13 protein-coding genes are annotated in these 15,795 nt (G+C 38.8%); 6 read left to right on the forward strand and 7 right to left on the reverse strand.

Annotated features, from left to right (window positions below; translation table 11 throughout):
- Nucleotides 1-33 precede the first annotated feature (33 nt).
- On the forward strand, nt 34-1,206 hold the full coding sequence (locus tag JNUCC31_RS19525; RefSeq protein WP_416234450.1) for a trans-sulfuration enzyme family protein: 1,173 nt from the start codon (nt 34-36) through the stop codon (nt 1,204-1,206).
- Nucleotides 1,207-1,367: 161 nt separating this feature from the next.
- Here the strand turns inward: JNUCC31_RS19525 and JNUCC31_RS19530 are convergent, their stop codons facing one another.
- From JNUCC31_RS19530 to mprF, 7 genes are all read right to left on the reverse strand, one after another.
- Nucleotides 1,368-1,937, reverse strand: coding sequence for a class I SAM-dependent methyltransferase (locus JNUCC31_RS19530; RefSeq protein WP_192263544.1), 570 nt, complete (start codon nt 1,935-1,937; stop codon nt 1,368-1,370).
- Nucleotides 1,938-2,011: 74 nt separating this feature from the next.
- Nucleotides 2,012-3,112: a sensor histidine kinase gene (locus JNUCC31_RS19535; RefSeq protein ID WP_416234322.1), complete on the reverse strand. Its 1,101-nt coding sequence runs from the start codon at nt 3,110-3,112 to the stop codon at nt 2,012-2,014.
- Nucleotides 3,105-3,788: a response regulator gene (locus tag JNUCC31_RS19540; RefSeq protein ID WP_267132478.1), complete on the reverse strand. Its 684-nt coding sequence runs from the start codon at nt 3,786-3,788 to the stop codon at nt 3,105-3,107. The genes JNUCC31_RS19535 and JNUCC31_RS19540 overlap by 8 nt, the downstream gene beginning before the upstream one ends.
- Before the next feature lie 86 nt (nt 3,789-3,874).
- Nucleotides 3,875-4,456, reverse strand: a complete 582-nt coding sequence (locus JNUCC31_RS19545; RefSeq protein ID WP_192263545.1) for a class I SAM-dependent methyltransferase — start codon at nt 4,454-4,456, stop codon at nt 3,875-3,877.
- A gap of 22 nt (nt 4,457-4,478) precedes the next feature.
- Complete coding sequence (locus JNUCC31_RS19550) at nt 4,479-4,982, reverse strand: DedA family protein (protein WP_192263547.1); 504 nt, start codon at nt 4,980-4,982, stop codon at nt 4,479-4,481.
- Nucleotides 4,983-5,474: 492 nt separating this feature from the next.
- On the reverse strand, nt 5,475-6,089 hold the full coding sequence (locus JNUCC31_RS19555) for a HAMP domain-containing histidine kinase (protein WP_192263549.1): 615 nt from the start codon (nt 6,087-6,089) through the stop codon (nt 5,475-5,477).
- Nucleotides 6,090-6,243: 154 nt separating this feature from the next.
- Nucleotides 6,244-8,874 carry a bifunctional lysylphosphatidylglycerol flippase/synthetase MprF gene (mprF, locus tag JNUCC31_RS19560; protein ID WP_192263551.1) on the reverse strand — a complete coding sequence of 877 codons (2,631 nt, stop codon included), beginning with the start codon at nt 8,872-8,874 and terminating at the stop codon, nt 6,244-6,246.
- Nucleotides 8,875-9,323: 449 nt separating this feature from the next.
- Between mprF and JNUCC31_RS19565 the strand changes: the two genes are divergently transcribed.
- From JNUCC31_RS19565 to JNUCC31_RS19585, 5 genes are all read left to right on the forward strand, one after another.
- Nucleotides 9,324-9,638, forward strand: coding sequence for a thioredoxin family protein (locus tag JNUCC31_RS19565; RefSeq protein ID WP_192263553.1), 315 nt, complete (start codon nt 9,324-9,326; stop codon nt 9,636-9,638).
- 116 nt (nt 9,639-9,754) lie between these two features.
- On the forward strand, nt 9,755-10,678 hold the full coding sequence (locus JNUCC31_RS19570; protein ID WP_192263555.1) for a trigger factor: 924 nt from the start codon (nt 9,755-9,757) through the stop codon (nt 10,676-10,678).
- Between the two features lie 378 nt (nt 10,679-11,056).
- Nucleotides 11,057-11,800, forward strand: coding sequence for a LytR/AlgR family response regulator transcription factor (locus tag JNUCC31_RS19575; RefSeq protein WP_192263557.1), 744 nt, complete (start codon nt 11,057-11,059; stop codon nt 11,798-11,800).
- Nucleotides 11,797-13,089 (forward strand): sensor histidine kinase, encoded by a 1,293-nt coding sequence (locus JNUCC31_RS19580; protein ID WP_192263559.1) that lies wholly within the window; start codon nt 11,797-11,799, stop codon nt 13,087-13,089. The genes JNUCC31_RS19575 and JNUCC31_RS19580 overlap by 4 nt, the downstream gene beginning before the upstream one ends.
- 295 nt (nt 13,090-13,384) lie before the next feature.
- Nucleotides 13,385-15,700 (forward strand): glycoside hydrolase family 95 protein, encoded by a 2,316-nt coding sequence (locus tag JNUCC31_RS19585; protein ID WP_192263561.1) that lies wholly within the window; start codon nt 13,385-13,387, stop codon nt 15,698-15,700.
- Nucleotides 15,701-15,795 lie beyond the last annotated feature (95 nt).

Here is a 15,795-nt window from a genome sequence, read left to right on the forward strand (position 1 = left end):
CATTCTAAGGTGAAGGAGTTTAAGGATTTGAATGTGGAAAACAGTGTTACTACCTGTATACACGGAGTGCATACAGCCCCTAAGAAGATTGGTCCCATTGCCAGCAAGATCATACCGGCTGTAGGATACTCATTTCCGGATTTGGACAGTGCTGTTGACACGGTTTCCGGAAAAGTGAATGGGAATTTCTATGGTAGATACGGGAATCCGACAACCCAGACTTTGCAAAGCAAAATCGCCAGTTTGGAGCATGGAGAAGCATCCCTTGGCGTAAGCAGTGGAATGGCAGCCATATCGAGTGCTTTATTGATGTTTCTTCAAAATGATGATCATGTAATATGTACGAAGGATGTTTATGGAGGCAGTTATAAGTTCCTTACGAATATAGCACATCGTTATGGAATCACAACAGATTTTGTTGATTGTACTGACATTTCTGCAGTTGAAAGATCAATCAGGCGGAATACGAAAGTGTTATATATCGAGACGCCATCGAATCCTTGTCTTACCATTCTGGATATTCAAATGTTATCTGAGCTTGCCCATTCATATGGTGTGAAAGTGATTGTCGATAATACGTTTATGACGCCAATTCTGCAATGTCCATTAGACCTGGGTGCCGACATTGTTGTTCATAGTGCAACCAAGTATTTAAATGGTCATGGGGATGTCATTGCTGGGTTTATCGTCGGAGATGCTGAATCCATTGATATGATGAATAAAAAAATGGTTGGTGATCTGGGACAGGTACAAAATGCGTGGGATTCATTTCTAATTGATCGAGGATTAAAAACGTTGGGTGTACGTATGAAGCAGCATTGTCAAAGCTCCATGAAACTTGCTGAATTCCTGGAACAGCATCCATGTATTGAAAGAGTGTATTATCCAGGACTCACTTCACATCCACAACACTTGCTCGCCAAGAAACAAATGAAAGATATGGGTGGCATTGTATCGTTTGAGCTAAAGGGAGGATATGAGGAGGCAAGAAGGTTTATCAACGCCCTGAAGATGGCCATGATTTCGTTTAGTTTAGGTGATCCCGAAACGCTCGTTCAGCATCCTGCAACGATGACCCATGCCAGTGTACCACTAGAAGAAAAGTTAAAGTGCAATATAACTGACAGTCTGGTTCGAATATCTATAGGATTAGAAGATACAAAAGATATTATATTGGATATAGAGCAGGCGCTTTCTAAAGTATGAGTGGTTCCATCCTTATTAATATGCATCATGATACAGATGCTGGATCTGTATCATGGTGCATTAGCTACATATTTATCAAATGTTGCTCCTGTGATCATCCAAATCCAAAAAAAAGATAAATTCCGTCATACTCGAGTTAGTGATGAGTGGATTTGTTTTCTTCAATTTCCGTCTTCTTTTTTGCGACAAGTGTACACATAGACGGGAGGGAAATTGTAGGGTACAAACTTAATATTCTCAATAATCAATTGCTCAGCCAACTTTTTCTTCATATGAAGTGAGTGTTGGTATAACACTAACAAACCTCCAGGCTTTAGTGCCGTTGTAATCTGAGAAAGGATGTTCTCTCTCATTTCCCTTGAAAAATTAAAAAACGGTAATCCGCAAATAATACAATCCAGCTGATGGACGTGCTCTTGATGCATCTTTTTTAATAAATAGGATGCATTGGAATGGAACATAAAATCAGGATATTTCCCTTTCAGATTATTCCTCATACCTTTGTCTCTTTCAAACAAAAACACGGTTGTTGAGCATGGTAAGTGTGCTTTCATGAGATGTGTGATAGCGCCTGTACCTGAACCAAGCTCTGCAATGATGCTAACTTCATTCCATGGTATAGACTGGACGATTTTACTTGCCAGAAACTTTGAACTGGGTAGGATACTTCCTACTCGTTTTGGATTTTTAAGAAATGCTTGAAGAAAAAGGAGAGTTTCAAATTTTTTCATGTTATCCTCCATCTGTGTTCATTAAGATGTTCTAAAAGAGTTCTGAAAGATGAAGGGACGAGCAAGGGTAAATATCACTGGACGTTGGATGGCAAGCTTAACTGAAACGTAAATGCGTTATGGACATGTTGAAGTGTTAACGTGCCTTGATGTAACTCCGCAATATTTCTTGCAATCGAAAGACCCAGACCAGACCCCGATTGAATGCCTTCGCTACTCCTTGAATAATCAACCTTATAAAAGCGATCAAACAGTTTATCTTTTTGTTCTATTGTGAGCGGCGCACCTTTATTTTCGACTTCAATGGTAATGTGTTCATGACGCATGTTCATTCGAATATGAATCATACCAGGCTTAAAGGAATATTTAAGGGCATTCATAAGAAGATTATCGATGGCCCGAGCAATCTTATCACTATCCACGCAGGCAATAATTGGGACATTGCCGATCTCTTTCTCGATATGAATACCATTCTCCTGTGCTAAAGGTTCAAATTCAAACAACAACTGGTCCAATAGCTGATACAGATCAACCTTTTTCAAGTCCAATTGCGTATCTACGGACGTTAGACGCGTGTATTCAAATAAATCATCAAGCAGCTTCTTTAAATGCGTTGCTTTGTTATAAGTGTTTTGAATGAACCGGTCATACTCTGCTTTGTCTCGAAAGGATTCTGTTCTTAGAAGCTCAATATACCCGATTATGCTGGTAAGCGGTGTACGCAGGTCATGTGAGATGCCCGTGATCATGTCCATCTTGGATTTCTCCAATTCACGTTCTTTAGCGATCTGTTGCTGTAACTGTTCTGTCATGTGATTGATGTTGGAAGCGACTCGCCCCAGTTCATCTTGCCGAACTACAGGCACCCGGTAGTCCAGATTACCTTCAGATATGAATTGAAGCCCCTGCTCTAACTGAATGATGTCTTTAACCATTCGGCGTGTTAATAACAGAAAGGTTATGATGAAAGTTAATATAAAAATCGGAGTAATGACATAGGGAAGCGAATTACGGAACCAGGCCTGCTCCCAAGCTTTGAAAACATCTATAGAAAGGAAAATGAGCATATTATTAAAACCAGCTGCAGCAATAGTACTCAAAATAACTCGGATCAAAATGTTAACCTGAATTTTTTTCTTTCGGTTTCGCTGAGGAGGGTTAGATTGATTAGTCAATTTTATAGCCCACTCCCCATACCGTTTTAATATACTGAGGGTCCCGTGGGTTCACTTCCAATTTCTCTCGCAAATTACGAATGTGGACCATCACCGTATTATCCGAGTACCCATAAGGCTCTTTCCATACGGTTTCGTAAATCTTCTCGGAGCTAAATACTTGTCCGGGATGGCTGGCAAGCAACACCAGAATGGAAAACTCCAGTGGAGTTAGTGGAATGTCATTCTCTTTTAGCTTCACGGAATGTTTACTTTTATCAATGACAAGGTCCTTAATCAGGATAAGTGAATTGAATTCTGCTTTGCCAATCAGTGTTTGACGCCGTAGCTGAGCCTTAACACGGGCCAGTAATTCTAACGGATTAAACGGTTTGACCATGTAGTCATCAGCCCCGGTAGTCAGGCCTGTAATTTTATCAATGTCCTCTTCCTTGGCGGATAGCATTATAATGGGAGTCGTTGATACTTCCCTTATTTTGAAACAGGCTTTGATTCCGTCCATAATGGGCATCATGACATCCAGTATAACGAGCTGGACTGATGTTGTTTTGATAATATTTAATGCTTCTTCACCATTGGCTGCCTCAACAACATGATATCCTTCGTTACGTAAATAGACATGAATGACATCACGGATATCGGGTTCATCATCAACAACGAGAATGGTACTCATCATCAACACTCCTTTTATGACTTGTTTTAAATAAAATTTTAATCCTTTTAAAGAAGAATAATATCAGTGTAAACGATAGCCCAGGATGTTTAAATTGTTTCCTTCTTGCGACAGACATAAACGAACGCAGCTGGGATATTCAAAGGCACTAATTCTATTTTTTCGATGCTAAAGTGTTTGGATAATGTTTTTTTCATTTGAAGTGAATATTGAAAGGCGATGAATAAACCTCCAGGTTTGAGAGCCTTATGGATCTGATCTACTAAGGTATTTCTCAATTCAGGTTCAAAATTAAAAAAAGGTAAACCACTAAATATAACATCTAATTGCTCAATGTTTTCTTGCTTCATTGAATCCACCAAGTGAGCAGCATTCGGAAAGCAAATGGACTCTGGATATGCTCTTTGTAGATTATTTCTCATCATCTCATCCATCTCAAATAATAATACTTTCGTGGAATCGTGTACCTTACTATAAATATAACGTGTGATAGCTCCAGTACCTGATCCAAGTTCAGCTACAGCTTTAGCCTCAAACCAAGGAGCATGATTAACCATGTTGTTGGCCAGAAAACGGGAACTGGGTATGATACTCCCTACATTTTTTGGGCTGTGAAGAAAGCTTCTCATAAATAAGATATAGTCATTTGAATTCAATTTGTATTCCTCCATAGGGTTTATTTAGGGCAAATCACTAAAACTTAATGTGATGGAGTATGGTTAAGAAGGGATAACCAAAGTAGATGCCGATAGTAAAATAAATTATGGTCCATAACAGAGCACTGGAATATGAGATAAGTGCAAACTTCCTGAAAGGTAAGCCGTTTAAGCCGATTACTATTGGGAGAACATATCGTACCAGTGGGATGAATAGGCCGAAACTCATTGCCCAATTACCACGTTTGTTCAAAATCTGTTCGGCTTTGATAAAGTGTTTATTATGTTGGAATCGTAGCTTGATTTTTGGTCCGAAAAATTTCCCGGCAGAATATGCAATAGTAATGGCTGTTAAAAGCCCAGACAAAATACAGAAGTACGTTATCCATGCATTGATTACACCTGTGTGGCTTAATATAGCTCCGCTGATAATTGTGATTTCATTCGGAATTGGAATGCCAAAAGGTCCAAGGGAGAAGGCGAAATAAAAAATCAAATATCCGTACTGATGAAGTAGTTCCAATATGGTATTACTGATCATCGATGTAGCTCCTCTTTCGTTGATAATGACAGCATAATAAAAAAAACTGAGGAATTAATGAGGATAATTCTGAAGGAAATCTAAAGATTTGATAAGTGATGACTTATGAGTCAGTATTTAATCAAAAAAATCTTGCCAACTTGTATATTGGCAAGATTTTTAATGTTTTATTCCTCAGTACTGAACAAGCGGGAGTGTGAAAATTATAATGTGGTCAACTGTGCTTAAGGATAGTGAACTCCCGTGCAACTCAATAACATTCCTAGCTATATGAATTCCTAAGGCCGTTTTGAGGTTGATCCCACGTTGATTGCTTTTACGCCGATAATAAGGTGATTATGATCTCTTTGGATACTATGGCGAATAAGTCCTGATTAAGTGAAGGGCAACTGCTTCTCAACCAAAAAATCCTGTTCGATGGCAATGGGTATAAATTTAGTTAAGCTATGATTAGTAACACGGACTATCTCTGTGTCTTTTAAAGACATGAATTTAATGGGAAGATAAACGGGCATATTGTGACAAATCATTAATTAACTTCCTTAACTCGTATGCTGCAGTATACGTTTCATGAACAATTTGTACATGATCCTCTTCACTTTGATACGAATGTCTTTTTAGCATGCCTAGGTTACGAATTATAGCATCTAGAGGCGTGTGCAACTCATTGATTACTTGTTCAATCCATTCCTTTTCAGCACTTTCACTTTCACGTTCATTTGCGATCTGATCTTGGATATGTTCTACCATAGAGTTTACTTGAAGCGAAAACATCTTTAATTCAATGAGATGCATCGGCGGGATACGGTGGTTAAAATCTCCGTCCGAGATCGTGTCTATCGCACTTTCTAGAGCCACGACCTCTTTAATTATAGGATGAGTCAATATGAAAAAGGAAAGTATAAAAAAAACAGCAGATACCATAGGAATAAACTGTGAAAGATACAACCCATATATCTGCAGTTCGGCTAAATAAGGGAATGCAGATAGCATAAACATCGACATAAAATTCATGAAGTTAGCAAATACAAAACTGAAACCAAAGCTAAGTACAATATTGGATCGAATACTACTGTTCTTTAACAACCATGGTACGCGATCTGTCAAAGTTCATATCACTCCTATCTGCTGTTATATGTTGTTTGCGACCGCATTAGAGAGAATAATAAGAATGGTTAGGCTGGAAGTCATCGCGCAAGTGAAACTTGAAATTATACTTGCGCCTCTAAGAATCAGGTAACTTGTTAACAATGAATACAGATCAATCCGGCTGGCGAGACACCAAACGAATAAGATCAATTGTCAGTATAGGAAGTGCAATACCTGCGGGATACGCTAAATATCGTGCATGCCATTCGGGAGAAAATTTTTCTTTATATCGACGTAATCCTTCAAACCCGTACCAGTATCCACCATATCGAAACACCAAGCGTGCTAATTTTTCTTGACGATGAGCATTGTGGTTTTTACCCACACTCGAGAGTGGGGACATCCCTAGATTAAAATAGGAATAACCTTGTCTTTTAGCCCATTCAATTAATCGTACAAATAAAACATCCATAGTACCGTTCGGCGTATCATTTAGATGGCGCATCAAATCAATAGAGATAACCTGTTGTTGGCTGTATGATGGAGCCAGCGACGCAAAAGCCAGAATATGGCCATCAGCATTACGGAGTATGGTTACGGGTGAGCGCTGAATATAAGCTTCGTCGAACCACCCTAATGAGTAGGTTTTTTCCTTACGACTGCCGAGCCACTCATCTGAAATCTGACGCAACGCAGATAATAATTCTGAAGCATATGGAGGATAGAGTATTTCAAAAGTCTGACCTTCACGTTCTGATTTGTTTAGGGCTGTTCGTAAATTTTGGTTACATCTTCCCCTTAAAGTAAAGGTGTTTAGAGGTACCATAGCTTCTTCGCCTAATTTGAAAAATTTGTACCCATTCTCATGATAGATTGATAGATAATCAGGTGTGGCCTGATAAAATACAACCATCAATGCATAGTGATGCGCGTAGTTCTGAAATTCTTGAATAGCAGCACCAACAAAATTTTTATTTCCCATCGGATCACCAAGTACGATTAGTTTCCGACCCACTCGTGAGTAGGGAATCAAAATCTGGTCATTTTGTGCCCAGTAAAAATTTTTGTCTCCTAGATATAAAAGATGCGTGAGCAGATTGCCGTCTTCTGCGGCGATAAATTGAGTCAGTTTTTCAAAATCTTCTGGACCAGGACGCATTCCTGAGTAGCGAGATGGACGTAATGTGAAGACGAATGCTATGAGAACCAAAGCTCCCATTAATACGCTAAGTGCTGTCAGTGCATAATTATGGGGGCGTAAAACCCATTGCTGCGCTCTTGTGGGCAGATGTTGTACAATAGCTGGATGCATATTTGAACCAACAATGTAATATGAAACCGACAGGATCAGAGCAAGGAATGCACCAAGGTAGATGCTTTTTCCTGAAATAGGAACACTCTCGCGGTCAAACCGCGTAGGAGATATCCATAGAATGAATGCTACGGTTAATAAAATGAGAGCCTCTTCATAGTCAAATCCTTTTGTGAACGTGAAGACTGCACCTGCTAATAATAATACTCCCGTCCATAGGTAAGCGCGGCGAATACGCATGGATATTCCGCGTGATATCACAATAAGCATGGCACCAATAATAACGGACAACTGTTCTGATAAACGCATAATTGGTAATGATAACAGATGCTCCATGAAGCTTAAGCGATTAATTAGACCTGGTGAAGCTGCAGAGATGAGCAGGAGGATACCACTAGCGAATACTAATTTCCCAAGCAACCATGCCCCTAAATCATTAAGCAATCGGAATCGAGATGGCCAACTCCAAAATCTGATCCCTGTATTACGTGCAGTATTCACACAGGTCATCATGATTTCACGCCATTGCTTACAACTTGGACTCAACTCAAGCCCAGCTAGAACAAGTCCAATAAACCAAGGAATCACAAAGTAAAACATCCTAAACAATAACAAGATTGTTAGTGCTCGTGAGGATTCAACACCTAATGTTTGCAATCCAAGTAATGCAATTAGATCAAAGGCACCAATTCCCCCCGGCGCCATACTAATAATCCCCGCAATAGCTGCTACCACATATACACCGAAAACCGGAGCGAATGGTATATGAATTGAGTCATGAAAGACGAATAACCAAAATAATGTTCCCGCACAAACCCATTCCAAAACAGAAGAACCCAGCGAAGCAATAATCACTTTCCATGGTAATTTACCGTTGCCTTTGTTGAACCACTTAGCGAATAGGGAGGATCGTTGCATAAGCAAGAAGAACGGCAAGTACAAAGCAACTCCCCACACGCCGTAACGGAGCCATGAATGTTTCTCAAATACAGGGTTCACTGGCAAGATACCTATTAATGCAAGAGAACCAAGTAAGGATAAACCAACTAATAAGATCGGCGATAGAAAAAGTACAGCAGCACCCATCGTTTTCATTGGAATACCACTTTTCTTGTAGAGAAATGTACGTAATCCTACACCGGTAAGACCCGCGAATCCAACCATGTTGTTAAATGTATTAGCAATCCATGCATACCGAAACGTGGTCAGCCAGTGAACATCGAGCTTAAATTGTTTTCGAATTAGAAAATCATACATGCTCATAACCGATACAGCTACAAATGAAGCGAAGATCAATTGAAACAATACATGTAAAGGTTTCATATGTAATTCATAGAAGATGTTGGCTAAATTAATACTTTGGAGCTCATGTCTTCCATATATAAAGATCAGGACCAATATAGCTAAAGGGATTAGTGCTCGAATGAGTTTGGAACGAAAGCATGCACTTAGAAACTGGATTAATTTTTGGTTTTGAAGCAAATCTTTCATTTGTGTCGTCGACTCCATCTTTAAGCAAATTCAATCGGATTAAATATTAATTGATTATGTTACCGATTGAAGACATCATAATAAAAAAAACTAAGGAATTCATGGGTATAAATCTAAAGAAAATCTGAAGAAATTGCCCAAAGTTCTTTTTTTCTAAACGTATCAAATAGAATTCCTAGAAAACAATATTCTAAGATTCGAGGAAAGTGGATGTTCGAGGGCTCAACTCCTAAAACGAATTGTTCAATATTTCCCTATTAGAGATAAACTCTGAAGAACGTGATAGGTATTCTCTCATAAAATTCTTAATCTATAGTAAATTTTGACTTGAAAAGGAACGGAATAAGCATTGAAGCTACCAGAATTGACTGACATCCTAGACTTGCTTTACCTTGGATGATAGCATTTACAACATGAAGTACATTATTTACTTTGGGAGGCGTTGGAAAATGGCTATCACAGAATATAATCCGGAAACGTATGTTGAAATGATTAAGGAAGGTTTCACCATTGTTGATTTTTACGGAGAACGATGTGGTCCGTGTGATTACTTGTCCAATGTATTGGATGAGCTGGTGTACGAACTACCATTCCTCGATATTATTAAAGTGAATACAACCGTTGAACAAGAGCTCGCCGAGAAAAATAATATTCGCGGTGTTCCTGTGATCTATTTTTATAAGGATGGCGAAGTGGTCAAAGATCATGTGGGTAGCATTGGTTTGGCTCAAATCAAAGAGCTAATCAGCGAGATTATGTATTGAAAAATCAATAAGTCATTGAAATTTAGGTCACCCCCTAATTCCAATGGCTATTTTTTATATGGGCAAACATCAAATAAATTGCGATTCAATTCATAATAACGGAGGAGAATAACGAAATGCTAAAGTCTAAATTAATTAAGCTAGCTAACTATAAGGATATGGAAATTACCGATGATATGTGTGGAGAACCGATGAATGAGAATGAAATAGAGGGTTTTCTTGATAAACTTGCCAAAAGGAATGTTGTAACTACAGATGTTGAGAAGATTGAGAATGGCGATTTTGCAGTACTGAATCTCACATCAGAACAGGAAAAATTCAATCGAAAAAATCTGAAATTAACGGTAGGCTTAGGAATGTTTAGTTCCGAACTTGAAACTCAAGTGATTGGGATGAGTAGAGGTGAGGTTAAAACTCTGAATGTTCACGGGCATGATGTTTTGGTTGATGTACAAAGTGTACAGAGAAGGAGTCTTGCTGAAGTATCCAACGACATTATTTCATCGCTTAATATAAATGGCGTAACAACAGTCAGTGAATATAGGGCACACATAATAAATCAGGATTATATGCAAAAAAGACAAAGAGTTATCTGTCAGCACATCATAGACTTTATGATCAGTGAAAGTGAATTTGTGATTTCTGATGAAGATATTTCGTACCTGTATCAACTGCAATTGGATACTTACGATCGTATTGCCCAGCGTGAAAAAAAATCCTTGGAGGAGCTAGTAAAACATTATTTTGGAAAGTCAGTAGATGAGTTCAAAGAATCATTGATTAATGGAGTCCCTAATTCAATAAAATATATCCTTTTATTTGAAGAATATAGTAAAGAAGATCAAAATATAGAACTTATTCAAGCGCACTATGAAGAGCAAATAAAAGAGGACTCAGCAAATTATGGTGTATCTATTGAGGAAGCGAAAGAAGCTCACCCCTATGATTTCTTCGTGATCAGCAGATATAAGGGAATGGTGATCTCTAAATGGTTTGACTACGCAGAAGAGAGAATAAATCAAGAGGAACCGGCCAAATAAAGGAGTAAAGGTAAAGAAAGAACAGAACAGATTAGAAGTGTAGGGATTTAAGATAACTTAAATCTCTTCGCTTTGTTCACTTGATTGTGATGGACAGTAACAAGGAAATTCTTCTTATAAAATTGATTTAACCCCCGTACTTTTCTCTAAAAATGTGCCATTTACTATGGAATTCAACTGTACAGAAATGCGATGTTTTATTAATAAAATGAATCTCTCCCCCCTATCTTTTTTATCCGATATAATTTTAATTATTGAATTGTAGTACAAAGACATGCTAAATTGAGCTTAATTTTAATTAATTATCTGTACTGTCGCAAGTGTTATTAAATTATACAAACGTTGATCATTGCAGCTTACGGGGGAGGGCATTTCTTGATGAATAAACAGTTGGACGTGTTGTTAGTGGATGACGAGCGAATAAGTCTGGATATTCTTCAGAGCTCCCTAAAAGTCTTTAATTATGTTAACGTGGTTGGTGAAGTTACTAATGGTAATGATGTGATTAAATATCTGCAACAATACGAAGTTGATGTCATATTTCTTGATATTATGATGCAAGATGTCAATGGATTTGAACTGGCAGAGCACATACAATCTATATACCCGGATGTTTTGTTAGTTTTCCTGACTGGAAATGTCGATTTTGCGTTAGGGGGATATGAGTATAGACCTGTCGATTTTCTAATAAAACCTGTGCCATTATTGCGACTCGAACGGGCATTATCCAAGGTAAGGGAATTGAAATATAGTTCAAAAGAGAGAAAAGCGTCTCAGATTGGCATCCATGTCGAAGGTGGGATGGAAATCATTAATGTTTCTGATATCACATATATAGAAAAAAGCGGACGTAAAGTGTATATCTGTTGTGAAGGAGGAAAAAAAATTCATTCAAGCGATTCTTTACAGAAGTTGGAGTCTGTATTTGCTGAATACAATTTTTTTCGCTCACATCAATCTTTTTTAGTTCCTTTAGAGCGAATAGAGAGCATTCATATCGATGACTTCAAGAGGTCTTATAGGCTTCGGTTGAAAAATGTAAAAGACATTCTTCCCCTAAGTAGGGACAAACATAGTGAATTGAAAAAATGTCTCTCACGAAAGGGAATGAAGTTCCATTGAAAATTGAACAATTTCAAATTTTCCAACTTTGTTCAATCTTTGGCCCACTCATGTTAGGGCTCTCCTTAATTGGCCAAAACCCCAAAAAAGTATGGAGAGAGGTCGGCTTTGCAGTAGTGATCATGGCTGTTATCGTCTGGGGATTCAGTAGTGTTGTCAGCTACAGCCACTTTATTTTCATTATCCTTTTACTGTGGATCCCCTTATTAAAGAAAGTATTGAAAATTTCATATGCATTCACTGTGATTGCGGTTTTGCTCGCTTTCGTGTTATTCATGTTTCAGATCATGATCAGTCAAACTATACCTCATTATACGAGTATAAGTTCAAATGAATATAAACTATACGTAAATTTGATATTAGCATTACTATGTTCTGTACTTTCATTCGTTGTACATTTGACCAAACTTACGATCTTCCCACAGAATATTGAAGTGTATGCTGTCGCTGAAAAAAGTCAAAAGACGAATTTTAAATATTATTTAGTTCTAATGATGATTGTCTTAAGCATTCTAATAGTTTGGATTGGATTTCTTATTGGAAATTTAAGTATGTATCCTCTCTCGCACCAAGTTTTTTTCGCGTCAGTTACCTTTATCTTATTTATCATTTTTGTTTCTTTCATGAGACGATTGTCCATTGATGCAATGGAACGTATAGAAGCGATTCTGGATAAGCAATATCAAACAGAATTGCTCGGTTTTATGCATATTATCCGTTCACAGCGTCATGATTTTAACTTTCACCTTCAAGCCATTTATGGCATGTTAGAGAACAAAAACTATTCGGATTGCAGTGATTATGTTAAGACAATGGTAGAGGATGCCAGTACCATGAATGATGTATTGCCTTTGAGTCATCCTGCTATAAGTGCATTACTGAATACGTTTAGTGAAATGGCTTCGCTAAAGGGGATTAAATTGGAGTTTATGATCTATTATAATCTAGAACAAATGCCATGCACAGTGTATGAAACCAATAAGGTTATTGGAAACTTGATTCAAAATGCCATAGATGAAGTGGAGCAGCATCCCGATCGTCCATCTTGGATCAAGGTAATGATCTTAAAGCGTAGTAATAACAATGTGATTAAAGTATCCAATAGCATTCAAAATAATATGGACAGTTATAAAAACATGTTTAATCCAGGGTATTCTACGAAAGAATCGCATGAAGGAATTGGACTGACTACCGTTCAGAGAATCGTATCTAAATACAACGGAACTATATATCCTGAATTTGAAGGAGACATCATTCACTTTATTGTGAAAATACCTTTTAAGTATTAATTTTTAATTAGAAACAATCAATGATTGTAGTCATGAGTTACATCCATAATCATTTGTTTTAAAGAAGAGGCTGCTGTTTAGTATAGCGGCTTTTTGTATTTTAGTTACATCAAGAATGGAGTAATGTTACTCCGAATATATAGGGCTCGATAGAATTGTCTAAGTTTAAGTTAATAATATTCATTCATCTATGGATAAGTCCAACGTAGAATGAAAAATGATAATGTGAGAGGGATATAGATAGTTAAACGTGGGCCTGTTTAAACCAAATATTAAAGAATAGAGGGCATACATCATGAAACCAAAAAAAATCTGGTTCAATCGTCCTGCTGACAAATGGGAAGAAGCGTTTCCCATAGGGAATGGGACCCTTGGCGGCATGGTTTTTGGTAAAAACCATATCGAGAGGGTACAACTAAACGAAGACAGTCTGTGGTACGGTGGTCCAATGGAACGAAACAACCCTCATGCTCTTGAACATCTGGATGAGATTAGAGACCTTGTTTTCAAAGGAGAAATAAGACAGGCAGAAGAGCTCGCATCTATTGCTTTAGTTGGAGTGCCTGATGGACAGCGACACTATGAGCCTTTAGGTGATTTTTACATACAAATGGATCATGTAGACAAAGATTTAAGGGATTACCATAGGCATCTCGATCTTAGTAAAGGGACTGTACACGTTGGGTATACTGCGGATCAAACTTCGTATAAGCGTGAATATTTTTCGAGTTTTCCAGACCAGGTACTTGTGGTTCATCTGAAATCTAGCATACCTGGAAAACTATCATTCTCAACCTTGTTTGGAAGGGGGACGCTTCTCGAGCCCACACCATGGTCTGATATCCTCAAACATCCCGTTGGTTTCCAAGCCTATTTGGATCGAATCGAAAGACAGGGTCCAGATACTGTGATTATCCGCGGAAGAAGTGGTGGAGAGGGAGGTATACGATTCTGTTGCGCAATTCGAATCGTATCAGAGGAAGGACGAATTCATTATGCAAGTGGACAACTTTCTTTGAAACATGGCACTTCAGCTACCATTTTGATTGCGGCTTGCACAGACTTTCGAGTTCCTGTGGAACAAATGGTTGATGAATGTATCCGGAGAGTCGAACTGGCATCAGTCAAGACATATCATGAACTTTTGACCAATCATGTCACCGACTATCATTCTCTGATGAACCGGGTGGAAATGGATCTGCAAGGGGAGGAGAATGATAGCCTGTATTCTGCACTCCCCACTGATCAACGGCTGGAAAGGCTGAAATCTGGGAAATCTGATCCCGAACTTATTAGCTTGTACTTTCAGTTCGGTCGTTATCTACTTATTTCAAGTAGTCGGGCGGGTTCATTACCAGCTAATCTTCAAGGAATCTGGAATAAAGACATGCTTCCGATCTGGGACAGCAAGTATACGATCAACATTAATACCCAGATGAACTACTGGCCAGCGGAAAGTTGTAACCTTGCTGAATGCCACGTTCCGTTATTTGAATTTATAGAAAGGCTACGAGTTCGAGGACAGAAGACTGCGCAAATGATGTATGGGTGCAGAGGGTTCGTCGCTCATCATAATTCAGATATCTGGGCAGATACTGCCCCGCAGGATGTATGTATTACTTCAACCTTTTGGACGGTGGGAGGAGCATGGCTTTCATTACATTTGTGGGATCACTATGAGTACACCACAGATATTGATTTTCTTAAAAAGGCATACAGTACAATGAAAGAGGCAGCCTTGTTTCTCTTGGACTATTTGGTGGAAGACCCCTCTGGAAACTGGGTAGTATGCCCTTCGTCCTCACCTGAAAATCGTTATACTCTGCCTAACGGAGAATCCGGAGCTTTATGTTACGGTGCTTCAATGGATAGCCAGATTATCAGAGAGCTTTTTATGAGATGCATTGAAAGTACGCGTATATTACAAGAGGATCAGGAGTTTGGGGAAGAACTACGCTACGCTTTGACGAGAATCCCGGAGCCGGAGATTGGGAAACATGGTCAGATTCAGGAGTGGAGTATCGACTATAATGAGCTGGAGCCTGGCCATAGGCATATATCCCATTTATTTGCACTCCATCCTGGAACACAAATTACGTTGGAAGCGACCCCAGATTTGGCTAAAGCAGCCCGAGTCACATTGGATAGAAGGTTACAACATGGAGGAGGACACACTGGGTGGAGTAGGGCATGGATCTTAAACATGTGGGCCAGGCTGGAGGAAGCGGAGCTTGCTTACAATAATATTATTGAACTTCTGCGTTCCTCTACACTACCGAATCTTTTTTGTGATCATCCTCCATTTCAAATTGATGGAAACCTAGGGGGAACGGCGGGGATCGCTGAAATGCTTCTCCACAGCCATGGTGGAGAAATTCGTTTGCTTCCTGCTTTGCCAAAAGCTTGGCCTAAAGGGGCTGTTCGTGGCCTTCGGGCACGTGGGGGATTTGAAGTAGATATGGAGTGGAAACATGGACAACTTCAGCATGCGGGCATTTGGTCTGTGGAGAAAGCAAAAGTTACGATATCCTATCAGGACCAAAAAATAGATTTAACTTTCCCAGAACCCGGATCGTATATCTCATTGATGGAAAATGGACACCTTAAGTAGGGAGTGTTTTAGTTCATCTGTTTCACAATCTGTCAGTTGTAGGAGAAAAGTCTTTTGCATACAACGCATTGATTAGCAGAATGGTTAGGCGTTTG

Origin of the sequence: Paenibacillus sp. JNUCC-31 (assembly GCF_014844075.1) — a bacterium.
Lineage (GTDB): Bacteria > Bacillota > Bacilli > Paenibacillales > Paenibacillaceae > Paenibacillus.

Excerpts from the sequence above, each read along its gene's own strand:
- JNUCC31_RS19530 (WP_192263544.1), bottom strand. The coding sequence starts at position 1,937 with ATGAAAAAATTTGAAACTCTCCTTTTTCTTCAAGCATTTCTTAAAAAT.
- JNUCC31_RS19540 (WP_267132478.1), bottom strand. The coding sequence starts at position 3,788 with ATGATGAGTACCATTCTCGTTGTTGATGATGAACCCGATATCCGTGAT.
- JNUCC31_RS19545 (WP_192263545.1), bottom strand. The coding sequence starts at position 4,456 with ATGGAGGAATACAAATTGAATTCAAATGACTATATCTTATTTATGAGA.
- JNUCC31_RS19550 (WP_192263547.1), bottom strand. The coding sequence starts at position 4,982 with ATGATCAGTAATACCATATTGGAACTACTTCATCAGTACGGATATTTG.
- mprF (WP_192263551.1), bottom strand. The coding sequence starts at position 8,874 with ATGAAAGATTTGCTTCAAAACCAAAAATTAATCCAGTTTCTAAGTGCA.
- JNUCC31_RS19565 (WP_192263553.1), top strand. The coding sequence starts at position 9,324 with ATGGCTATCACAGAATATAATCCGGAAACGTATGTTGAAATGATTAAG.
- JNUCC31_RS19570 (WP_192263555.1), top strand. The coding sequence starts at position 9,755 with ATGCTAAAGTCTAAATTAATTAAGCTAGCTAACTATAAGGATATGGAA.
- JNUCC31_RS19575 (WP_192263557.1), top strand. The coding sequence starts at position 11,057 with ATGAATAAACAGTTGGACGTGTTGTTAGTGGATGACGAGCGAATAAGT.
- JNUCC31_RS19585 (WP_192263561.1), top strand. The coding sequence starts at position 13,385 with ATGAAACCAAAAAAAATCTGGTTCAATCGTCCTGCTGACAAATGGGAA.